Source organism: Lacrimispora amygdalina (genome assembly GCF_900205965.1).
Taxonomy (GTDB): domain Bacteria; phylum Bacillota; class Clostridia; order Lachnospirales; family Lachnospiraceae; genus Lacrimispora; species Lacrimispora amygdalina_A.
In genome coordinates this window covers 208,729-232,004 of the sequence record NZ_OAOF01000002.1, presented here as the reverse complement: position 1 = coordinate 232,004, position 23,276 = coordinate 208,729, and the positions used below count along the sequence as shown (strand labels likewise).

Here is a 23,276-nt window from a genome sequence, read left to right as displayed (position 1 = left end):
TCTGCATAATATTATATAGTGAGTTATTTTAAGTAATACAAGCAAATATCTTATTATATTAAAATGTGGAGGGTGGTTATATGGTAAGGAAAAGTAAAGGCTTTAAAATATTAATTTCAGTTTTTATGGTGTTTTGTATGATGTGGTTAAATGGTTTTATTTCTAAAGCACAAAGTGTAAATGAAACAGAACCTAATAATAGCATGGAGACTGCACAACTTATACAAGCAAATTATGAAACTCCAACCCAGGTTGTTAGCGGAAATCGAACAAATCAATATGTAGTGAAAGGGAATACAAGTAAAACAGATGAAGATTGGTATAAAGTCTACTTAAATGCTGGTGTACAATATATTACTTGTAATGATAATCCATTTGAATATGAAATATATAGTTCCGATCTTAACTTGGTATCTTCTGGTTCTTATACCAAAACTCGATTATTTCCAATTGGATATCCTTTTAACGCTTCATCAAATGGATATTATTATGTTAAAATCAAGGGAATTACATCAACTTCCTCAAGTTATATTATGTTGATTGGCGGACCCACATATTCAGTCGCAAGTTGTTCTGTATCTTTAGGAAGCATAAATATGAGCGGAAGGGATGTTACAGTGCCGGTTTCTTGTTTCAATGAATATTCCTCTTAAAAGTAGTTGGCAAATAATTTTTAATTATAATAAAAATACAACTTTCACACCAAAACTTAACTTGTTTTTTGCATATCCGTTGACTTCAGTGTATGTAGATAAAATAGAATTTTAGAGCATAATATAACACCGATTCTTATCATAAAGCCTATTTTAGGAGAGATAAGAGTCGGTATTTTATTGATTTACCGTATTTTATCAGTTTAATCCAGGATACTGGTACGTACGGTCCTGGAGAAGAAGGCGGCTAGTCACCGCCTCCTACCCGATTTCAGTTAGAGAAGAAAAGAGAAGATGGAAATTACTGTAGCGGTTTAAGGAATTCGTCCCCTCGCTGATAAACTCCCAGGTATCCCTGTAATCACCGGGAACCGTAAAATCGTTACCGGAAAGGAAAGAGAGAAAAGAGGCAGGGTCTAAGGAGTACCGGTCTGCAAAGGTGTCTGCATAATTGACTTTCTCTTCATTGGTCAGATTTTTACTGCTGTTGTGAAGCACATGCTCCAGATTTCTTGAGAAATAGTAGATAGAATAGGGGATGGAACTGATTTTTCCGGTAAGGGAAAGCCGGGATAATATCTGGGATTTCCGTTTGTTGCGGTTGATGACGGTTTCCGGAAAACGGGTTTCAATATGGTCCCTCAAATACAGGATTTCCTCATGCTTTCCATAAACCACTTTCTCTTCCTGGATAAAAGCACCATCGATATCAACCAGATGTATAACTTTTAATATATCTTTTTTCTCGAATCCATAACGTTTTCGTTCTGTATCAATGTGCCGGTTCACTGTTTTCACTGCATTCTGGGCAGTGACGGACCAGTTGCTGGTGAGATCTCCATGCACGATATGAAAGCGGACGTCTTCTTTCTGAAAGATCTTTTTTAAAACAGGGCTTAACGTTTCCTCATCTGTTGGTCCTTCTGCAATAAAGAGAATGACTTTCTTAGTCTTGTTTATCATAGGGAACCGCCTTTCCGGCACGCCGGAATGCGCGTCCGATCTCTACACTGTCAGTTTCTTCATATATCTCCTCAGGCTGTCCTCCAAGCGTTATGCTGCGCAGATACAAATCCCGCAGGTTATTATTGCTTTTTACATTCTGGAGGCGGATATACCGGTTGGCTGGATTGGCGGTAGAGAAAAGAATGCTTCTTTTGTGTATCATCTCCAGTGCTCTTAAATTATGAGAGGTAAAGATTAGCTGTCCCTTCGCTCCTTTTTCAAAGATTGATAAAATCTCCCCTAACAGATATTCATAGATACCGGAATCCAGTTCATCGATAATCAGGCACATGGAAGGCTGATTGTAGACACACATCATTACGTTCAGTACAGAAATAATCTTTATGATTCCCTCAGATTCATATTTAAGAGGAATTACAACCTCTCCACGTCTGGATATCAGCTGAATCCGATAACCCGGCGTGCCATTTTCTCTTAACTGTTCACCAAAGTTGTGAATACCAATGGTCAGGCCTGGAATCATAGAGGATAAGACTAAATTCATATCTTCAATAATCTGGTTTACAAGCTGAAACTGTTCCTTACTGATAACAGATGGGTCATCAAGCCGGATCATTAAATCACCTTTAGCAATCCGGCCGCCCAGATTTAAGCGGAAGGCGAAGGGAAGTCTGGAGTTCATGGAGATAGAGCCGGAATGAGCACTGGAAATCACGAATAGATTAAAGCTGGAATATTGATATATTGCTTCAATAACCGGTGCATAGTCCTGTGTAATATGTTCAGGAGCAGACAGAAAGATGCTTCTGCTTTCCTGGCTGAATAGAAAGGAGGCAGTATTTTTCTGTGCCAGCTTTTTAGCCACGCTTAAATTTACACGGATATCCTCGCCGCTTTTAGACAGAGCTTCATACCGGTATTTTGGTGCAAAAGCCGGTCCGTCAGGTGATAAGGAGTAATCCATGAGAGTTTTTTTACTATCAAAACGTGTTCCGTTCCAGATGGCAGTACTTAAGGTTTCCCTTGATATTTCCATGGAATGACTTGTGACCCTCTTAAATTGGGCAGTATATTCCGCAAGAATGGATTGATCAGGAAAACGAATCAGAAATTTGACGGTGATGCTGCAGGTACCTGATTCTTCGGATATAAAGTGGACCGTATCTTCCGGCAGAGATTTTCCCGCTAAAAGTGTCTGGATGATGTCCATGGCTTCTATTACGGCAGTCTTCCCTGATCCGTTCTGTCCATAAATACCGAGAAGATCTGCCTGATCCGAAAAATAATTTTTTTCTGCATAAGATGGCATCTCTATCTTTCCATATTTTGTATTCTTTAGATCTTTTAACTGGATTTCGCTGATGCGGACAATCGCTTCTGGCATATGTTCCTCCTATAATAGTAATATTGATATTATAGTAACACAAATAAAAGAAAACTCAATGTAAAAAACATATATCGATACAATTTGTACCAGTTTATAGTATTGCTCGTAAATAATGGGATAATACATGGATATTATAATTGACCGGCGGGGGATAAAAGCGACAAAGATTTACCAAAAATTACATGCACGGTGCTATTTATTACATTAACACCATTTTTGTAACAATTTATTTTATAATAAGTTAAGGCATTATTTTTGAAATTAACATTACAATGGAGGAACAGAAATGACAGGGGAACAACAGATAGTAGATGACAGAAATGATGAATTATTCGTAGGGGATAATTATCAGTATTACAGGAATCAATGGCGTGGCAGAATGGGACAACCAAACTTTGCAAGCTGGAACTGGCCGGCGTTCATTTTTTCGATTTACTGGCTGGGATACAGAAAAATGTATTTAGAGGCTTTTTTATTTGGGCTGCTCTCTTTATTTTCAGCAATTATTCCAGGAGGCGGACTGGTTTTGCATATATTAGTTGGAATCTTTGCAAACTCTTATTACCGAAACAAAGCAAAAAAGACGATAGAACAAACCTCCCATATGACACAATGGGAAGCGGTACAGTACATAAAAAGACATGGGGGTACAAATGTATTGAGTATCTTCGTTACCTTACTGATCGTGGTTTCTCTCGCTGTTGCTGTTATAGCCGGTATTGCATTTTTTCCCACAGGAGAGAACGAAACTCATTCACAGGTGCTGCAGTCCAAAACTTTTAAAACGGACCATTTTTCATTTACATTCCCGGAAGATTGGAAACAGGAGAAAGAGAATACTTCTTTAGATTTGAAATGCCTGACATATGATGAAGATCTGCTTACAGGAGTTTTAGATTATGATAAAGCAGATTATACGGATAACTTCAACCCTGAAGATGCATTAACTTCATATATTGATGAATTGCTGTTACAACATGATAATCCGGAATTTATTGAGGTTATGAGAGATGAAAAAGATGAGGAAAAGAGGATTAAAACTGTTCTATATTCCGGTGAACTGGATAGTGATAAATATTATTATATTATCTCTTTAGCAGAGTTTAAAGATTTTGACAAATTTGCGATTATTGTACAGATTGTTAGGCCAAGCCAGTTTGAAAAATATAAATCCACGTGTGAAGATATCGTTAATTCGTGTCAACGTATTCAATAGAGGGATTTAAGCCGGGCCGGCGAAACTTCCTGCGGCCTGGCTTAAATCTGCCTCACTTCACCTGCACAGAACGGAACTTTTTCATTAATTGTTCAAACTCTTCACTTGAATGAAGATAAGAATACTGGTCGTCTTCCAGTTCCCTGAGAATGACTTTAATCATTTTATTACGGACATCTTTCGTATAGTTCGGCATTGGAATGTGCTGGTACAGTACGGAGTTGTCCAGATCCATGGGGTTAAGAAGGGAGGACAGCATAGATTTTAAGAGGGATATGCTTTTTGGAACATCTCTCTGGTCAATGGCAGTCTGAAGGGGAGCTGCGTAAGTATCATATTCCTGCATCCCAAACATCTCTGCCAGTTTGGAAGACCGCTCCGAAATTTCTGCTGCATTCTGAGGCTTTCCCTCCTTTATGGCGATGTCCGATAATTTCATTAATAACATCTGAATCTCCTGGTTTGCCATAAGAAGTCTTCGTTCTATCAGTTCTCCAGCCTTATCTGTTTTTCCCTCCTGGATCAAAAGTTCTGCTAAAAGAGGCCGTTTGTCAATGGCGTTATGGTCTGGCAGCAGATCTAACAGCTTTTGTGCTTTCTCATAATTACCAGTTCTTGTATAGGTTGTAGCCAGCATAAAATTTGCCTTGCTGCGGATTTGTTCATCTCCATATCTGGCGGCCTGCATATACAGGGAGGTAATCTGACTGCTATATTTCTTTTTTTCTTCGGTATTCATACCTGTCATCAGCATGGCACCGTCTAACAGCAGTGCAGCAGTGTGAATAAATTGGCCGCAGGTCGGATATTCACGGACTTTTTCCATCGTTAAGAGTAAACCTGTTTCAAATCCTTTGCTGTGAATGACATCCATAATCTCTTTGCAGAGCCGGCTGATTTCTTCTTTGGTAAGTTCGGCTTGAAAACAGAGAAGTGTATTCATATCAGTCTTTAACAGTCGTGCGAGGGCAGGCAGCAGTGTGATGTCAGGTGAAGTGCTTCCTTTTTCCCATTTGCTGACAGCAGGGGCAGAGACTCCTAAATAGTCGGCTACTTCTTCCTGTGTAAGCCCGGCTTCTTTTCTTTTTTCCCGAATAACGGTGTTTAATGGCATGGGTCTGTCCTCCTGTTCTATCAATCAGTTTGATAATGTAATGGTATCAGATCTGGTCTGATACTTCAATGGAGTATTGATTAATATGATGAGGATAAATATAACTGAAGGTCAAAATAAAATGGTCTAATTACTTGATCTTATTTGTTATTTGTACTATCCTGATAATAAATAGTTCAGGAGGTAGTCATAATGGTTGCTGTTTGGATTATATTTATTCTGCTGTTGGTTTTGTCTGCTGTTTTATTGACAGGACGCGGATCGTTTCTTATAGCAGAATATAATACGTCAAGCCAGGAGGAAAAGGAAAAATACAATCCTTGAAGGTATAAAAACTATAAAGCTGGAAGAAACCTTACCTTTTCAATTAACAAAGAAGAATGGCTCTGATCTGGGCTCTATATTGAAAGGGAAATTTAATACCGGAACAGAGACCGCCCACGTGTATATAGATGCTTCCAGGCCCCCTTTTATAATAATTGGAACTGATGAGGGTCTGCATGTGATGAATGATCAGACGCGGGAAAAAACTGAGACCCTTTATAAACAGCTGGAATCTGTCACACAGGAGTGAAAAATATGACTTTTTGGATTTTTATAACAGCAATGGAACTGCTGCTTCCGCTTGTAATGATTGTGATTGGTAATCTTTTAAAAAAAAAGCCGCCCCAAAAAATAAATAATCTGGCAGGATACAGAACTACAATGTCCATGAAAAATAAGGATACCTGGGAGTTTGCACATCATCACTGCGGGAAGGTCTGGCAGATAGTGGGCTTCTGTATGCTTGTTCCGTCATTTGTCGCAATGCTGGCTGTCCTGGGTAAGGGGACAGACACAGTAGGTATGTTCGGAACGCTGGTTATAACCGTACAAATGGTTATTCTGATTGGTTCTATAATTCCCACTGAACTTGCATTAAGAAAGCACTTTGATAAAGAGGGAAAACGCTTACAGTTATAAAAAAGAGGAGAAAATCAGATGACACAGGCATTGGTACACATTGCATTGGTTGTAAGGGATTATAATGAAGCCATTGAATTTTATACTAAAAAGCTGCATTTTGCATTAATAGAAGACACATATCAGCCAGAACAGGATAAGCGATGGGTTGTGGTTTCTCCACCCGGAGCTTATGGAACCACAGTTTTGCTTGCAAAAGCCTCAAAACAGGAACAGGAGCCCTTTATCGGCAATCAGGCTGGAGGAAGAGTGTTTCTTTTTTTGGGAACGGATGATTTTAACAGAGACTATGATGAGATGAAAAAGCTGGGGATTACTTTTATCCGGGAGCCCAAGACTCAGGAGTATGGAATTGTGGCAGTATTTGAAGATCTGTACGGGAATTTGTGGGATCTGGTTCAGTTTTCTGAAGGACATCCGATGGCATACAGGGTGATAAAAAAAGAGAATGCATTGACTGAAATGATAGCAGAACAGACGAACCGGGCGTTATGGGAAGTAAAGAATGTGATTGATTGTGTTACCGATGAATTGTGGAATAAGGAATATTGTAAAATGCCCTGCTGGAAACATATTTATCACATGCTTCATTCTCTGGATCTGTGGTTTATCAATCCCAGAGACAAGGAATATACGGAACCGGAAATTCATGAAAAGGATTTAAATAATCTGGATGCAGTATCGGTTAAACGGCTTACAAGAGAAGAGATCAATGACTATTTTTATGAAATCAGCCGAAAGATTACGTATTATCTTTTAAAACTGACTGACGATGAATTAACGGATAAGGCCATGGGATGCGAATACAGCAGGCTTACCCTGATATTAGCGCAGTTTAGGCATTTACATACCCACATGGGGATGGTAATGGGCTTTATTACGGCAGATACTGGTTTATGGCCAAGAGTATTAGGATTGGAAAACGCTGTTCCGAAAGGCGGGTACAGCAAATACTTTTAAATTTGATAGTAGAAGCAGGAGAGACTTTATGAAAACAATTGGGTTAATTGGAGGTATGAGCTGGGAAAGTACAGTTACATATTATCAGATTATGAATGAGACGGTAAAGCAGGAACTGGGGGGACTTCATTCAGCGAAGATACTTTTATACAGCGTGGATTTTTCTGAAATTGAGCGCTGTCAGGCGGAAGGTGACTGGGAGAAAAGCGGGAATATTTTATCTGCGGCTGCTAAAGCTCTTGAAAAAGCCGGAGCTGACTTTCTTCTAATAGGCACTAATACCATGCATAAAGTAGTGCCCCAGATTAAAAAGAAAATTAATATTCCGATTATACACATTGCTGAAGTGGCTGCAGAGGAATTAAAACAGAATCATATTACAACAGTAGCGTTACTGGGGACGAAATATACCATGACTCAGGAGTTTTATAAAGAAAAACTGGAAAATGCAGGCATTACCGTTCTGATTCCGGAAGCGAAGGATATTGAGGCAGTAAACAGTATTATCTATAACGAATTATGTCTTGGCACTGTATTGGAAACATCGAAGGAAACATATCTACGTATCATTGATAGTTTAAAGAACCGGGGGGCGCAGGGAGTTATTCTTGGCTGTACGGAAATTGGTCTTTTAATTCAGCAGGAAGATGTGGATCTGCCTGTATTTGATACTACCAAAATTCATGCGGTTAAGGCAGCAAAGCTTTCCTTAGAGGTGTAGAGACCGGATGAAAGACCGGTCTCATACAAATTATATATTTAGGGTTATCTGTCCCTGCATACACGGATCCCCATATCTGCGCCTCTTCCGTTTGGTTCGAACTTACCTCGGTAGGATATCTGACAGCTGGTAATATCTCCGACCCAGCCGCCTCCTTTCCATACCCGGTAAAAGCCCATTGGAATCTTTGTATCCTGATACCATTCAAAACACCATTCCCGGACATTTCCGGACATATCATAGATTCCCAGCTCATTGGCTTTTTTCTTGCCAACGGGGTGGGGTTTGGTCTGATTGGCTTCGATGTCAGGCCAGTACCAGTCTCCCTTTTGATACTCGTTTCCGGCATTTCTCCAATACCACACAGCTTCTTCTTCGTCAGAGCTTCCGCTGTATGTATAATTCTGGGTTTTTTCTCCTCCGCCGGCGGCGTAAGTCCACTCAGCTTCTGTGGGCAGGCGGTACCCATTTGCGCCTTCTAAAACAGTAACGGTCCAGCGAATATCGTCATAATCACAGATATTCTCAGGATCACGGTTTTTTTTATCAATCTTGTAATAAGGGCTGAGTCCCTCTTTTTCACTTCTCCTGTTGCAGTATTCGATGCTGTCGTACCAGCTTACGGATTCTACCGGCAGATCACTGCCTTTAAAAGTGGAAGGATTATTTCCCATCACCTCAGTCCATTCCTCCTGAGTTACTTCATATTTCCCTATGTAAAAATCATGGATTGCCGGTTCTTCCTGGACCCTGTCGGCTGATGCCGCGATAGCAGCCCTGCCTTCCACAAGTACAAAACGATCCTGTTCCTTTTTGGAACATCCGCAGGCTGCGATCATTGCAGCAATTAAAAGCAAGATCAGCTTCTTCCTCATAGACAAGTCCCTTTCTCTGTCTTTTTTATCTGATCATATAATATTTAAATAGTATGTAGGTAAGTGCATAGATAAATGGCTTCTTAAAATACTGTCTGTATTACCAGACTGTTACATTTGCATACCCGCTGCTCTGATATCCTTCTACGCAGAATGCCTGATAGGACCAGGAACTACCTAAGTTCATCCCTTTGCTTCTCCATGCATTTGCATGATTACCAAAGTTAATCTGAGCATTGTTACCGGTCGGTCTCTTTGACTGTCTGACACTCCAGTACTGTGGAAATGTCTGATAACCATCAATGGAAGGAGCATTGTAACGCATGGTTGTATAGATATCATAATTGGCACCATCGCTGTTTACGGTTCCTTTATAGGTTCCGGTCGGTCTGTAGGTTCCCCAGCTGTCAACCACATAATATTCAATCAGGGAATTCCTTGTCCAGCCATAGAACGTTAAATAACTGTTACCTGATGGAGAGAAAGCACCAGCATTATAATTCACGATTCTGGATGGACTTCCAGTACCCCATCCTTTTCCAACTACGAAATTACCACAGTTTGTCCAGCTTACACTGAAATTACCTCCGGAACCATTCACGGTATTAACGGTTCCGCCTCCATCTGTCCAATTCTGCCAGTAATCTGTAGCTGCAAATGATGTACTGGTAAAAATACCTGAAAAACACATCACTAATGCGAAAATTAACGAAAAGACCTTTTTGCTTAATTCATTCATTTTAACCCCTCCTGTTTGATATTACTGATTGATACACTTACCTACATACGATATAAATATTATTTGCGCCCTCCTTTTCTTATTTGCACAATTTTATTAGCAGTATTGTTGTTATGGTGGATTTATGTGTGGTTGAGAGTCAGCCATGGAGAATAATGAATGTAATAGAATAGTCTGATATTTCTGCTATTAATGAAAATTAATTTTATAATAAATATGATATCAGATAAAAAAACATTTGTAAATTATATTATACAAAAAATGGAAACTTTAGTTAATTTAACTAATATTATTACGATACTTTAGGTGATAAAGAAACAAATACAGTTACTTTTTCCTATATGTACAGATGATCAGAAGGTAACAAGGATCAGATAAATACGTTTTATGTAGTGAAAATTACTTGACAGAAGTCATGGCCCCGGGTATAATCAGTACTCATAAGCTTTCAGTATCTCATTATAATTGCATAGTTAATTAAAAGGGAGTAGTTTAAATGTACCGTCAACATCCTGGCTGTAATGATACAGTCTGGCGGTGCGTACCAGATTATGGTTACCAGACTTTTAATGTGCTTGTTCTGAATAATTATTTTTTCAGGAGAGTGCGTTAAAAGTCTTTTTTATTTACTCACTTTGGTCAATATTAATCAAAGCGGAAGTATACATTTATGATGCGTGGCATCTCAAAAGGTGTCAGAATGGAGGATTGGTTTGAATGAATGGTATCAGAAGAGCGAAGCTGAGATATTAAAGGAGCTTCACACACAAAAAGAAGGATTGAGTTCAGAAAAGGCGTCCGAACTTCTTAAGGAAAAAGGTGAGAATATCCTGGAGGAGGGAAGGAAAAAAAGTACGGTTGAAGTATTTGCAGAGCAGTTTAAAGACCTTTTGGTAGTAATACTGATGGCAGCTGCTGTGATTTCCATGCTGTCAGGAAATGTGGAAAGCACAATCGTTATTATGGCAGTTATTATACTTAACGCTGTATTGGGAACTGTTCAGCATGAAAAGGCGCAAAAATCTCTGGCAAGCTTAAAATCTTTATCCTCACCAAATGCGAAAGTCATGAGGGATGGAAAGAAGACGGAAGTGTCTTCCAGGGAAGTCGTGCCGGGAGATATTCTCATACTGGAAGCCGGCGATATGGTGGTGGCAGACGGAAGAATCTTAAATAATTATTCTCTTCAGGTGAATGAAAGCTCTCTCACCGGAGAATCCACCAATGTGGATAAAGAAGATGGAATCCTGGAGATTTCTGTTCCACTGGCAGACAGAACCAATATGGTATATTCCGGAAGCCTGGTCACCTACGGAAGAGCAGTTGTTGTGGTTACGGACACCGGCATGAAGACGGAAATCGGTAAGATAGCCAGTCTGATGAATGCCACAAAGGAAAAAAAGACGCCTCTTCAAGTCAGCCTGGATCAGTTTTCCAGCCACCTTGCTACGGTAATCATGGCTATATGCGGAGTGGTATTTTTATTAAGCCTGTATCGTAAAATGCCGCTTCTTGATTCTATGATGTTTGCAGTGGCACTGGCAGTTGCGGCAATTCCCGAAGCCTTAAGCTCCATTGTTACCATTGTCCAGGCTATGGGAACCCAGCGAATGGCAAAAGAAAATGCCATCATCAAGGAACTGAAGGCGGTGGAAAGCCTTGGATGTGTTTCCGTTATCTGCTCGGATAAAACCGGAACACTTACGCTAAATAAGATGACGGTTCAGGAAATTTACTTAGATAATCAGATATATAAGCCTGAGGAGCTTACTCTTACCAATCAGCTTCACCGCTATCTGCTTTATGATGCAGTACTGACCAATGATTCCACCATTTCCGATGGAAAAGGAATTGGTGATCCTACGGAATACGCACTTCTTGAAATGGCAGGAAAGATATCTGTCAGCCATAGTACCATCAGGGATCTGATGCACAGACTGGAAGAGATTCCCTTTGATTCTGGCCGTAAGCTGATGAGTACCAAATACAAACTGCACGGTGTTCCGACCATTCTGACCAAAGGAGCGGTTGATGTGTTACTAGACCGGACGGTGAGTATACGCACCTCCCAGGGCATCAGAGAATTGACTGAAGCAGATAAGGAAGATATTTTAAAACAGAATATGATGTTTTCAGAAAATGGACTTCGTGTTCTGGCATTTGGTTATAAGGAAGTGGAAGAATCTCATGTGCTTTCCCTTCATTCTGAGAATAATTTTATATTCCTTGGTCTTATTTCCATGGTGGACCCGCCAAGGGAAGAGTCAAAAGCAGCCGTGGCAGACGCTAAAACAGCAGGAATCCGCCCGGTCATGATTACCGGAGATCATAAAATTACGGCAACAGCCATTGCAAAACAGATTGGAATATTTGAAGAGGGAGATATAGCGGTTACCGGTGCTGAACTGGATGCCATGACGAACCAGGAGTTAGATGAGAAGATTGTTAATATCTCAGTCTATGCGCGGGTTTCTCCAGAGAACAAGATCCGTATCGTGGATGCATGGCAGAGGAGAGGCAATATTGTTTCCATGACTGGAGACGGCGTGAATGATGCTCCGGCACTTAAGAAGGCCGATATTGGAGTTGCCATGGGAATTACGGGTACGGAAGTATCAAAGGATGCTGCTTCCATGATTCTGTCAGATGATAATTTTGCTACTATTATAAAAGCAGTGGCAAATGGAAGAAATGTATACCGGAATATTAAAAATGCCATTCAGTTTTTATTGTCAGGCAATATGGCAGGAATTTTTTCCGTTCTTTATACTTCCATTATGGCATTGCCCATCCCATTTGCTCCGGTCCATTTATTGTTTATTAACCTGTTGACGGATTCTCTGCCGGCAATTGCAATCGGCATGGAACCGGCGGAACACGGACTGCTGAGCCAGAAACCCAGGGATCCGAAGGAACGTATCCTTACAAAAGAATTTATGACAAAGGTTATGATTCAGGGATCTCTCATAGCAGTATCTACCATGACCGCATTTCATTTTGGATTAAGGCAGTCAGGTGAGGCGTCAGCCAGCACCATGGCATTTGCCACTTTAACCCTTGCCCGGCTTTTTCATGGGTTTAACTGCAGAAGCAGACATTCCATCTTCAGACTGGGATTTAAAGGAAACTGGTATAGTCTGGGATCATTTGTATTTGGATTTGCTTTACTGAGTCTGGTTTTATTTGTTCCTGTTATGGAAAAGCTGTTTTCTGTAACATCTTTAACCGGATCACAGATTGGAATTGTATATGGACTTTCAATTATTCCGACTGCAATAATACAGCTTTCAAAAGTAATAAGAGATATTGGAAAATAATTTCAGTAAAAAGAGGTTCAGACATAAAAAAAACAGTTGAACCTCTTTTTTATAAATGATAAAATGAGTCTGTATTGATAACTTAATATAGGAGAGGAAAAAAACGACATGACAGGACAACCTTCATTCAGATTCAGAACTTATGGACCGCTTTCGAGACGGGCCAAATTCCAGATTCTTGCCCTGGTGCCGATTTATTTTATTGTTGCAGGATTTTTACTGCAGCCGTTTGATGAAATCTGGAGGGGAATCATCACGATCGTACAGGAGCCGGATTTCCTGATTACGGATTACATTGCCATTGGAGGCATTGGAGCTGCATTTATTAATGCAGGTGTATTAACATTATTGAGCATTGCAATCGTCTATTTTCTGGGGATGGATATGAGCGGTCATACCATTACCTCTAGCTTTCTCATGTTTGGCTTTTCATTGTTTGGGAAGAATATCTTAAACATATGGGCTATCATGATGGGAATCTGTTTATATTCTTATTATCACAAAACATCCATAACACGTTATATTTATGTTGGGTTTTACGGAACCTGTTTGTCTCCGGTTATTACCCAGATCATGCAGATCGGAAATCTTCCGTTTGGACTCCGGCTGGTTTTAAGTTTTTTTGTAGGTATAAGCATTGGCTTTGTGCTTCCGCCTCTTTCTACACACACACATTATGCCCATCAGGGATATTCTCTTTATAATGTGGGCTTTTCCTGTGGAATTATTGCTACCATAATCGTGTCACTTATGAAATCCTTTGGAATTGAAATAAAGGCACGTCTTATCTGGTCAACCGGGCAGAATGTGTTATTTGCCAGACTGCTCATCGCTTTATTTTTGGGGATGATCGTATTTTCATTCTTTATATCCAGACAGGTGTGGACAAGATATCTGGAGATCTTAAAATCTTATGGAATCAGCGGAACTGATTATGTGAAGAGCGAAGGATTTGCCCCCACACTGTTTAACATGGGAATTAACGGTATAGTTTCAACGCTGCTGGTTCTTGTTGTCAGAGGGGATTTAAATGGTCCTACTATAGGAGGGATTTTTACCATTGTAGGTTTCAGTGCAACGGGAAAGCATACCCGTAATATACTGCCGATCATGATTGGCGTCATTATTGGAGGATATTTGAAAAATTGGAGCATCAAAGATCCCAGTGCTCAGCTGGCTCTTCTTCTTTCTACCACACTGGCACCCATCGCCGGTGAATTTGGAGTGGGGGCCGGAATTCTTGCAGGATTTCTTCATTCCTCAGCGGCACTTAATGTAGGAATCGTTTACGGTGGATTGAATCTTTATAACAATGGTTTTGCAGGCGGTCTTATCGCCACCTTTCTGGTTCCTGTGCTAAAATCCATCAGGGACAGGAAAGCACATGCGAAAACCCATGTCTCTCTTTAAGGACAGCTTGTATAATTTGAGTTTTGTGATAGAATAAGACAAAAAGAACAATTGGGGAATTGAATTATGCTGTACCAGATTATAGAAGGAACCGTTTCTGCAGGAGGAAACGTCATCCTGTCACATATAAATTTCGAAATACGCGGCAATGAAAAAATTGCGGTTGTTGGAAGCAACGGAGCAGGAAAGACTACTCTTTTAAAGCTCATAGCAGGAGAGCTGGAACTGGACCGTGACGATAAGCGACAGAATGCAGGTATCATTGCTGCAAGAAAATTATCAATCGGATATTTAAAGCAGCAGGCACTGGAAGAAAATGAGCATACGGTGGAGGAAGAGATCTTCTCTTCCTGCTCTTTTGTGGACGATTTTTCACAGGAACGGTTTGAATATGAACAGGAATATAACAGATTATTTACCGGATTTGGTTTTTTAAAATCGGATAAGAAGAGAAAACTATCAGAATTTTCAGGAGGAGAGCAGACGAAGATTGCGCTGATCCGGCTTCTTCTCATGAAGCCGGATATACTACTGTTAGACGAACCCACCAATCATCTGGATATCCAGACGGTCCAGTGGCTGGAGGAGTATTTATCCGGATATAAAAAAGCGGTGGTTATGGTATCCCATGACCGCTTTTTTATGGATCAGACTGTTTCAGTGGTATATGAGCTTTCAGGTAAAACCCTGACCCGCTATACAGGCAGCTACACCCAGTACAGGGATGAGAAGAGAAAAAGAATACGGCTCCAGACGAAAGCCTATGAGAGGCACCAGGAAGAGAAAAAAAGGTTAAATGACCTGGTGGAACGCTTTAAGCACAAACCCAGTAAAGCTGCATTTGCCAGGTCGAAACGAAAGGCAGCTGAACGGCTGGTTCCGGTAGAAAAACCGGTGGAAGATGAAGTTCATCTGTTTGCAGAGCCGCTGGAGCCGGCTGTTTTGGGGAGCAAATGGGTATTCGAAGCCGAGCATTTAAAAATTGGTTATGAAAAGCCTCTTGCCGAGCTTAGTCTGCGGATTCGCAGAGGACAAAAGATCGGGATACTAGGGGCAAACGGTGCAGGGAAAAGTACTTTTTTAAAGACTGCCGCAGGTCTGATTCCAGGGTTGTCGGGGCAGTATTCACTGGGCAATCACATTACTGTCGGCTATTTTGACCAGCAGTCTGCCCAACTTCAATCAGAGAAAACCGTTGCGGATCATTTTCATGATTTATTTCCTGCATTAACAGAAAAAGAGGTTCGAAGCATTCTTGGTTCTTATCTGTTTGGAGGAAAGGAAGCAGGCAAACGTGTGAACGTTCTTTCCGGGGGAGAGAAAGCAAGGCTGGTTCTGGCGGAGCTTTTGCAAAGCAGACCTAATTTTCTGATTTTGGACGAACCCACCAATCACATGGATATCCAGGCAAAGGAAACGCTGGAATCCGCATTTTCATCTTTTACCGGTACAATTTTGTTTGTATCCCATGACCGGTATTTTCTTGACAGGGTAGCGGAATCGGTTCTGATTTTTGAAGATCAGTCTGTTTTTTATTATCCCTTTGGATATGCTCACTATCTGGAACGGAAAAGGAGAGGCAGCAAAGAGGGGATTGCAGCGCAGATGCGGGCGGAAGAGCAGGCACTTATTGCGGGGATCCGAGCGGTTCCAAAGGCGGAAAGACACCGGCTGAAGGAATTATCCAGTGAGGAAGCCTATGTGGATTGGAAAATGGGACCGGTGACGGAGCGTCTTATGAAGGCAGGGGAACAGGTGGAGGAGCTATTCTGTGCCTGTGAGAAGCTGCTTAAGGACTGGCAGGAATCCCAGGAATTCTGGGAAGCAATGGAATGGAGTGAGGCTTCGGCCTATGAAGGACTTAAGCGTCAGATGGAAGAAGCCTGGGAGAAATGGACTGCTCTTTGTCTGGAATGGTATGATGAGGCTGTAAATATGCAGATATAAGCGAAAGCAGGGAAGGAATCCCGGTTTTGGATTCCTTCCCTGCTTTTATGGAAATCAATATTTATCAGATCCGTTTATTGCAGCCGGAACTGTAGTATCCCACGGCTCATATGAGGAAACTGACTGATCACCTTTTAGTTTAAACTTACCGACTGCCTGCTGAAGAGTCACTGACTGTGCTGCCAGCTCTTCACTGGAGGCAGAACTTTCTTCTGCAGTTGCTGCGTTGGTCTGGACAACGGATGATACCTGGGAAAGCCCCTGGTTAATCTCTTCAATTGCAGTTACCTGCTGTGCAGAAGCATTCTCAATTTCCTGAATAGCCTGTTCAACCAGCCTGGATTTTTCGGAAACTTCACGGAGAATTCTTGCAGCCTCCCCCGCCATATGTCCGCCTTCTGATACGGCTTCTACTGAGTGCATGATAAGAGTTGCGGTCTCTTGAGCAGCTTCCGCAGATTTTGTTGCCAGATTTCTGACTTCATCAGCAACCACGGCGAATCCTTTTCCTGCATTTCCTGCACGGGCAGCTTCAATTGCGGCATTTAATGCAAGAATGTTTGTCTGGAATGCAATGTCTTCAATTACTTTTGTAATATTTGATATTCTCTCAGAAGCGGTGCTGATGCGTTCCATGGCACCATTTAAGTTCTTCATGTGATTATTGCTTTCTTCCACGCCTTCTCCGGTCTGGTGTACGTAGCTGGCAGCAAGGCGTACATTGGTTGCATTCTGTTCTGCCTGACTTGCTACAGTGGCAATTGATGCATTCAGTTCTTCTACAGTTGCCGCCTGCTCTGTAGAACCGGAAGCCAGGGCCTGGGCTGCTGAGGATACCTGCTCTGCACCTGTATTGACCTGCTCTGCAGCTGTACTGATAAGTAGAAGGGTTTTATTTAAATCGTTTTCAATCTTACGGAGTGCAAGACCAAGAATATCTTCTTTGGAACGAAGTGGAACTTCCTGAGTAAAATCACCGTTGCTGATCTCTTCAGCAACTAATACCTGCTTGCGGATTCCGTCCAGCATTTCATTAAAGGCATTTGCAAGCTGTCCGGTCTCGTCTTTAGTATTAATTTCATTTAAATCAACATCCACATGTCCAAGTGCTATCTTTTTCGCTGCTTCAACCACCTGACTGATAGGCGTGCTGATCATACGGGATATCTTCAGACTTGAGTATAGGGCGATACCAGCTCCAGCTGCTACGATAATAATAAGAATTACGGTGAGAACGCCGGCTGACATATCATTATTGCTGCTGGTTTCCTGAGCAGTCTGTAAACGGTTATCAATCAGCTTATTAAAATCATCAAATATCGTATTAATATTATTCTCCTGTTCTGTTAATATAGCAAGAGCTTCCTTGGAATTTCCCTTTTTGGCTTCAAGAATTGATTTTTCTATAGCAGGTGCATAGGCTTCAGTGAAGATCTGCTTTAAATCTTCCATTACAAGAATCGTATCCTGATTATCTATACTTGACTTATAAAGATCGAGATTTTTTAATAAAGTTTCCTTATGTAAATTGTAATCCTGCTCCAAAACTTCCTGTTTTTTGTCATTTCCAATATAAGCAATGATTCCGCGGGAGTCAGAACGTATCTGATTCAGGCTGTTGGAAGCGTTGATCAGCTCACGAAAAGGAGCTGTCTGGTTTTCATATAAATAGGTATCCATAGTGTTGATTTTGATCATGCCAGATATTCCAACAATCCCCACTAAAAGTATGATTCCAATCATACTGATGAAAGCTGTAAGTAGCTTCCTTGTAATGCTGAAGTCTTTAAATTTCTTCATGCTGAGTTCCTCCTGAGTTTATCTCGTGGTTAGTGGCTTAATTAGTGAATGCAGAGTTTCGCAGTTTACCTAAAACTGTGCTGAATACCATATAAACCTAGGTTTTACTGACATAATCATGGCATATGACGGTGATCATGACGGCTATTCGTACAGTAAAATTTTCTTTAATCATTAGATTATTATTTTAATTATCTGCCTTCCAATCTGGCAATCTTACGTTTATATATTCTTTTCTGCACGGGTACACAGTTATAACTTATTTTTAATGACGAGTTTTTTGACGGCGAATAGTGAGTTGTAAGCCTAAAATGCTTTGAATTCTTCAATAAAGATCATGTAAATTCAATTTTCAATGTTGCATTTCTTTTTATTGACAAACAATAATGTCATATTATATAATCAAACATGTCGAAATTAGTCAGAAAATGACGGCGTAGTTTTAGGTAAACTGCGTCTTTTTTAATATTTTGAACTATATATTTTAAAAATGATATATAATCTTTATAACAGACTATTATGAAAGAAAACTGGAAAGGTGGTAGATAGTTTGACTAAAGTGAAATTTTATGAGAGAACTGAAGATGAAAAGCTAAAATTTGCAGTAATTATTTCTAAAAGTCAAGGGAAATGGGTTTTTTGCAGGCATAAAGACAGGAATACATATGAACTGCCTGGAGGGCACAGGGAGGCCTTTGAGGATATTGCTGAGACTGCGCGAAGAGAGCTTAAGGAAGAGACTGGTGCAGTAGAATATGATCTTACTCCGCTATGTGTATACTCCGTCTTCGGTGATACAAGAGATGGAGAGTGTTTAAAGGAAGAAAGTTTTGGAATGCTTTATTTTGCAGAAATCTATTCCTTTGAAGAAGAACTGCATCACGAGATAGAAGAGATGATTTTGACTGATCAGTTGCCGGAACACTGGACCTATCCCCACATTCAGCCGGTGCTCATGGATAAGGCTAAAGAACTGGGATACATATTATGAAGAAATTTCATTTGACATACTTTATTATCTGTGATAGTCTGTTTACTATTAATAAAATTGCAGAGGTGGCTATGATGAATCGTAATCAACAACAATTTTCCATGTTAAATAGGGACGACGATTGATAGCGCTTGTATCTTTGAGAAATCATAGGTGCAGGCGCTTTCGTTGCTGTGCCTATGTGGAAAGAACTATAATTCTGAACCGCATTGGTGGATGGTATTGATCCGTGCGGTTCTATTTTTTTACCCATACGGATAATCTTGAGAGGTGGTGATCGTGTGGGGCATATGGATGATGTCCTTATGGATGGAAGAAAACTATTTAATATTGTATTCTATAAATCCTGGAGGAAAAAAAGTGAAGAATATTGTTGGTATTTTAGAAAATAAGACGGTAGAAGTCGAAGACCTGATCAATCATATTGGTGAGAAGATAAAAGTTCATGGAAGTATCTATAAAATCAGAAAAATGAGCGGGTTTGCATTTATACTGTTAAGAACAAAACGAAAGCTGGTTCAATGCATTTTCAGCAAAGAATACTCAATGTTTGAATTGGAAGATCTGAGTGAAGAAAGCTGCGTTGTTGTGACAGCACAGGTCATCCCGGAACAACGTTCTAAGACTGGTTTTGAACTGCAGCTGCTGGATATAGAAGTCTTATCAAAACCGGATCAGCAGATTCCCATTGTTATTAATAATAAGAGGGTGGATACTTCCCTGGAAAATCTCCTGAATTTCAGACCAGTAACTCTGCGTAATGAAAGAGAACGGGCTATATTTTTATTACAGGAGGGCATTACCCTGGGGATTCGTGAGTTTCTGAAACAGGAGAATTTTACAGAGATCCATTCCCCGAAAATTGTTCATGCAGGTGCCGAAGGAGGAGCCAATATCTTCCGACTTGATTATTTTGGCAAAGAGGCATATCTGGCCCAGAGTCCGCAGTTTTATAAGCAGATGATGGTAGGAGTCTATGAACGGGTTTTTGAGATTGCGCCAGTATTTCGCGCTGAAAAGCATGATACTTCCAGACACCTTAATGAATATACAAGTGTTGATTTTGAAATGGGATATATCAAAAGCTTTGAAGATATAATGGAAATGGAGACGAGAATGCTTCGTCATGTGATGGAAGTGCTGGAATCCTGTTATAAAGAGGAACGGAGAATTTCAAACGTAAAGCTGCCTTATATAGAGGAAATTCCTGCAATTAAATTCATAGAGGCAAAGGATGTGATTTCTAAAAAATATAACAGACCAATAGTGGACTATGATGATTTTGAGCCGGAAGAAGAGAAGCTGCTTTCGTCATTAATAAAAGAAGAAACCGGAAGTGATTTTGTATTTGTCACTCATTATCCCAGCCGGAAAAGACCTTTTTATGCCATGGACAGCAAAGAGAATGCAGAAGAGACAGATAGCTTTGACTTGCTGTTTAAAGGTCTTGAAATAACCACCGGAGGTCAGCGGATACATTCTTATGATAAACAGTTAAATAAAATAAAAAACAGGGGAATGAATCCGGACTTATTTGAAAGCTATCTGATGATGCACCGATACGGCATGCCACCTCATGGCGGTCTGGGGTTGGGGCTGGAACGTTTTACAAGCAGATTGCTTGACCAGGATAATGTGCGCCTTTCTTCGCTTTTTCCAAGAGATTTAAATAGAGTAACGCCCTAAGAAAGTACGGAATTACAGTTACATAGGTCCCGCAATTCTAACAGACCTATGTAACTGTTTCTTCTATATTTATAGTGTATAACGGTAAATTGCATTAAAGCGGTCATTTCTATAGGGATCGTAAAAACCATCACTGATTTCCCAGCCTTCAAATTCGTCCTTTGTGAAAAGCAGATGCTCTTTGCGGTGGGAACGAATGGGCAGTTCCCCGATAAGAACACTTTTTCTGGCAACCCTCAGCAGCTCGCTGGTGGCTTTCTTCGCATATTCCTTATCATCAAAATAGAGATAAACTCCATAGCAGATCACCTTGTCAAAGGAATGATCTTTAAATGGCAGATCTGCAGCTTCTCCAGTCAAAACGGAATTGTGAAGGATCTCAATGTGCTTTTTGACCAGTGTGTGGGAATAATCCATACCTGTATAGTTACAGTCTAAGTATTGGGCAAGGGCTCCTGCACCGCAGCCTACTTCCAGCACTTTGTCACTTTTTTGAATATCCAGGCGTTTTGTAATCTGACGTGCCACCTCTTCCATATCCACCTGAGTTGCCTCATAGCCGTCAAAGGCAAGTAAGTCCTTTCCTTCTGCCTTTCCTTTTCTTTCCCAGATCTGCTTCCATGTTTCATTTGCTGTTTCCTGTGCATTCATTCTCATTACCTCCTGAAATTATCGTAATATATGTTTTAGAGCGTCGCATAAACGACGGTTATCCTCTTTTGTTCTCACTGCGATCCGGATGCATTCTCTGCCTTCCATTCCCGGTTTGTGTGAGAGATCCTTTACAAGAATGTTGTAACGGTTTAAAAGCAGCTCGGCAATCTGCTGTGCAGAACAGCCGTCCCTTACTTCACAGAGTATGAAATTCGCCTGGGACGGATAAAGGATCAGCTGCCGAATCGAGTTTAACATGCCATACATTTCAGCTCTTGTTTCACGAAACTGTATTAAAGCATTGCAATAATCTCCCTGATACTTCTCAAATATCTGAAGAAAATATTCTGCAAGTGAATTGATGTTCCATATGGGAAGCTCGCTGCGTATAAGACCGATGATGTCCGGATTAGCACAGGCCATGATTCCAAGCCGTAATCCTGGTACACCATAGGATTTTGAGATGCTTTTAATCAGCACCAGATTCCGGTTGGTATTTAACAGCTCTGTATTCATAAAGGATGGCGATTCTTCCTGGTCTGAAAAATCCAAAAACGATTCATCCAGTATCAGCAAGGCGTTTTTCTCTTTGCAGAAACGGATAAGCTGCAATACATCTTCTTTTTTTATGTAATTTCCGGTTGGATTATCCGGATTCACCAAAACGAGGGCATCAATGTCCTTATCACTATAAAAATCCATAACATCCTGGGCAGTGTAAGAAAAATCTCTGGAAGGAATGGCAAAGGGGATTGCCTGGACTGCACAGTTTTCGTATTCCGAAAAGGAAGGTCGAAGGACACCAACCGGCTTGTTAAAGCTGCGAAGAAGGGGTTTGATCAGCTCTGTAGCGCCGTTTCCTGTAAGTACCTGGTTTTTATCCAGTCCCAGGGATTTTGCTGCAAGGAGATTGTTAATATCCAGTCCGGATGGATAGCTGGTGGTAAGAATTTCAAAACTGGCTTTGATTTCTCCCATGAGACGGCTGTTGGGGAAATAGGGATTTACCAGATAGCAGAAATCTAACAGTCCCGGATAGCGCCAGTATCCCCCGTACCGCTCAGACAGGCGTTTTAGTCTGCTCTGGGAGTCTGTGAAAATGGATTCTGCAATATCTAAGTCCTGTTCGTCGTCGATTTCATACCAGAATCCACTTTCCAGACGGGAGGCTTTTAAATCGTGATCATCCAGAAGGGATATAACCTTCAGCACCTGTTCATAGTAGGCATTATTACCCAACGCCTTACTGTATGCCTCTAAGAATGGAACATAATGGGTGGAAGAGAAGTTCTGGCTGAATTTATATATATTAACCGTTTTATAGTAAGAATGGATGTCTTCAAACCGAAAGTCTTTTCTGGTCAAGAACTTCATGATATTGTCATGCTGATCAATGAGTACAACCGTACCATCCATCCAGCTTTCAAAGGGAGCGGTAAGAGCCAGATTGGGACGGGGATCCTTTATAATCTGGGTCAGAACCTCCTGTTCAAATATCAAGTCGGATTCCAGGAGCAGAGTGTCATCTTTAAGGAGATAATCCTTGGCCAGATAAAGAGAATAGATGTTATTGGTGGTTTCATAAACCGGATTATCGATAAATACAACGGGAGTAGTAAGGGAAAGGGATTCCACAAAGTACCGCAGCAGCTCTCCCTTGTGACCGGTTACAAGAATGATTTTCTCCAGCTGATATTGATCAAGCTGCTTTAACATTCGTTCAATTAATGGAATTTTGTTGACGGGCACCATACACTTGGGCTGATGCTCGGTTAACTGTTTCAGTCGCCGTCCCATACCGGCAGCCAGGATGATTGCTTGCATAATATCCTCCTTTTGTTCAAAAAGCAAAGTATTTCTAAATTTATGAACATAAT

General features: G+C 40.8%; 19 protein-coding genes. 11 read left to right on the top strand and 8 right to left on the bottom strand.

What is annotated here, in order from left to right; genetic code table 11:
* Positions 1 to 80 precede the first annotated feature (80 nt).
* Positions 81 to 653, top strand: coding sequence for a hypothetical protein (locus CRO04_RS03800; RefSeq protein ID WP_097002900.1), 573 nt, complete (start codon positions 81 to 83; stop codon positions 651 to 653).
* 261 nt (positions 654 to 914) lie between these two features.
* Here CRO04_RS03800 and CRO04_RS03795 read toward each other — a convergent pair whose 3' ends face one another.
* Together CRO04_RS03795 and CRO04_RS03790 are read right to left on the bottom strand one after the other, a co-directional pair.
* Positions 915 to 1,616 (bottom strand): hypothetical protein, encoded by a 702-nt coding sequence (locus tag CRO04_RS03795; protein ID WP_097002899.1) that lies wholly within the window; start codon positions 1,614 to 1,616, stop codon positions 915 to 917.
* A complete protein-coding gene (locus CRO04_RS03790) occupies positions 1,600 to 3,003 on the bottom strand; it encodes an AAA family ATPase (protein WP_097002898.1) in 1,404 nt (467 codons plus the stop codon). Before CRO04_RS03790 ends, CRO04_RS03795 begins: the two co-directional genes overlap by 17 nt.
* A 289-nt stretch (positions 3,004 to 3,292) precedes the next feature.
* Between CRO04_RS03790 and CRO04_RS03785 the strand changes: the two genes are divergently transcribed.
* Positions 3,293 to 4,222 (top strand): DUF2628 domain-containing protein, encoded by a 930-nt coding sequence (locus tag CRO04_RS03785; protein WP_097002897.1) that lies wholly within the window; start codon positions 3,293 to 3,295, stop codon positions 4,220 to 4,222.
* A 52-nt stretch (positions 4,223 to 4,274) separates the two neighbouring features.
* Here the strand turns inward: CRO04_RS03785 and CRO04_RS03780 are convergent, their stop codons facing one another.
* Complete coding sequence (locus CRO04_RS03780) at positions 4,275 to 5,336, bottom strand: helix-turn-helix domain-containing protein (protein ID WP_097002896.1); 1,062 nt, start codon at positions 5,334 to 5,336, stop codon at positions 4,275 to 4,277.
* A gap of 192 nt (positions 5,337 to 5,528) precedes the next feature.
* On the opposite strand from CRO04_RS03780, the gene CRO04_RS03775 reads away from it, so the two are divergent.
* The 4 genes from CRO04_RS03775 to CRO04_RS03760 all read left to right on the top strand — a co-directional run bounded on the left by CRO04_RS03775 (position 5,529) and on the right by CRO04_RS03760 (position 7,980).
* Positions 5,529 to 5,660 carry a DUF3784 domain-containing protein gene (locus CRO04_RS03775; RefSeq protein ID WP_097002895.1) on the top strand — a complete coding sequence of 44 codons (132 nt, stop codon included), beginning with the start codon at positions 5,529 to 5,531 and terminating at the stop codon, positions 5,658 to 5,660.
* A 255-nt stretch (positions 5,661 to 5,915) separates the two neighbouring features.
* Positions 5,916 to 6,299: an SdpI family protein gene (locus CRO04_RS03770; RefSeq protein ID WP_097002894.1), complete on the top strand. Its 384-nt coding sequence runs from the start codon at positions 5,916 to 5,918 to the stop codon at positions 6,297 to 6,299.
* Positions 6,300 to 6,317: 18 nt separating this feature from the next.
* A complete protein-coding gene (locus tag CRO04_RS27140) occupies positions 6,318 to 7,259 on the top strand; it encodes a VOC family protein (protein ID WP_097002893.1) in 942 nt (313 codons plus the stop codon).
* 28 nt (positions 7,260 to 7,287) lie between these two features.
* Positions 7,288 to 7,980: an aspartate/glutamate racemase family protein gene (locus CRO04_RS03760; RefSeq protein WP_097002892.1), complete on the top strand. Its 693-nt coding sequence runs from the start codon at positions 7,288 to 7,290 to the stop codon at positions 7,978 to 7,980.
* Between the two features lie 44 nt (positions 7,981 to 8,024).
* On the opposite strand, the gene CRO04_RS03755 is transcribed toward CRO04_RS03760, so the two are convergent.
* Positions 8,025 to 8,855, bottom strand: a complete 831-nt coding sequence (locus CRO04_RS03755) for a formylglycine-generating enzyme family protein (protein ID WP_097002891.1) — start codon at positions 8,853 to 8,855, stop codon at positions 8,025 to 8,027.
* Between the two features lie 100 nt (positions 8,856 to 8,955).
* Positions 8,956 to 9,546 (bottom strand): glycoside hydrolase family 11 protein, encoded by a 591-nt coding sequence (locus tag CRO04_RS03750; RefSeq protein ID WP_242974343.1) that lies wholly within the window; start codon positions 9,544 to 9,546, stop codon positions 8,956 to 8,958.
* A 761-nt stretch (positions 9,547 to 10,307) separates the two neighbouring features.
* Between CRO04_RS03750 and CRO04_RS03745 the strand changes: the two genes are divergently transcribed.
* The 3 genes from CRO04_RS03745 to CRO04_RS03735 all read left to right on the top strand — a co-directional run bounded on the left by CRO04_RS03745 (position 10,308) and on the right by CRO04_RS03735 (position 16,268).
* A complete protein-coding gene (locus CRO04_RS03745; RefSeq protein WP_097002889.1) occupies positions 10,308 to 12,911 on the top strand; it encodes a cation-translocating P-type ATPase in 2,604 nt (867 codons plus the stop codon).
* Between the two features lie 108 nt (positions 12,912 to 13,019).
* Entirely contained in the window at positions 13,020 to 14,321 is a 1,302-nt protein-coding gene (locus CRO04_RS03740; protein ID WP_097002888.1) for a DUF1576 domain-containing protein, read from the top strand.
* Between the two features lie 66 nt (positions 14,322 to 14,387).
* The gene (locus CRO04_RS03735; protein WP_097002887.1) at positions 14,388 to 16,268 is read left to right on the top strand and encodes an ABC-F family ATP-binding cassette domain-containing protein; all 1,881 of its coding nucleotides are present in this window, start codon (positions 14,388 to 14,390) and stop codon (positions 16,266 to 16,268) included.
* A 54-nt stretch (positions 16,269 to 16,322) separates the two neighbouring features.
* Here the strand turns inward: CRO04_RS03735 and CRO04_RS03730 are convergent, their stop codons facing one another.
* Positions 16,323 to 18,068: a methyl-accepting chemotaxis protein gene (locus tag CRO04_RS03730; protein ID WP_097002886.1), complete on the bottom strand. Its 1,746-nt coding sequence runs from the start codon at positions 18,066 to 18,068 to the stop codon at positions 16,323 to 16,325.
* A gap of 559 nt (positions 18,069 to 18,627) precedes the next feature.
* Here CRO04_RS03730 and CRO04_RS03725 point away from each other — a divergent pair.
* Both CRO04_RS03725 and aspS read left to right on the top strand, forming a co-directional pair.
* The gene (locus CRO04_RS03725; protein WP_330400779.1) at positions 18,628 to 19,059 is read left to right on the top strand and encodes an NUDIX hydrolase; all 432 of its coding nucleotides are present in this window, start codon (positions 18,628 to 18,630) and stop codon (positions 19,057 to 19,059) included.
* Between the two features lie 360 nt (positions 19,060 to 19,419).
* The gene (gene aspS, locus CRO04_RS03720; protein WP_097003094.1) at positions 19,420 to 20,745 is read left to right on the top strand and encodes an aspartate--tRNA(Asn) ligase; all 1,326 of its coding nucleotides are present in this window, start codon (positions 19,420 to 19,422) and stop codon (positions 20,743 to 20,745) included.
* Positions 20,746 to 20,814: 69 nt separating this feature from the next.
* On the opposite strand, the gene CRO04_RS03715 is transcribed toward aspS, so the two are convergent.
* Entirely contained in the window at positions 20,815 to 21,396 is a 582-nt protein-coding gene (locus tag CRO04_RS03715) for a class I SAM-dependent methyltransferase (protein ID WP_097002884.1), read from the bottom strand.
* An 18-nt stretch (positions 21,397 to 21,414) separates the two neighbouring features.
* Positions 21,415 to 23,223: an aminotransferase class I/II-fold pyridoxal phosphate-dependent enzyme gene (locus CRO04_RS03710; RefSeq protein WP_097002883.1), complete on the bottom strand. Its 1,809-nt coding sequence runs from the start codon at positions 23,221 to 23,223 to the stop codon at positions 21,415 to 21,417.
* Between the last annotated feature and the right edge of the window lie 53 nt (positions 23,224 to 23,276).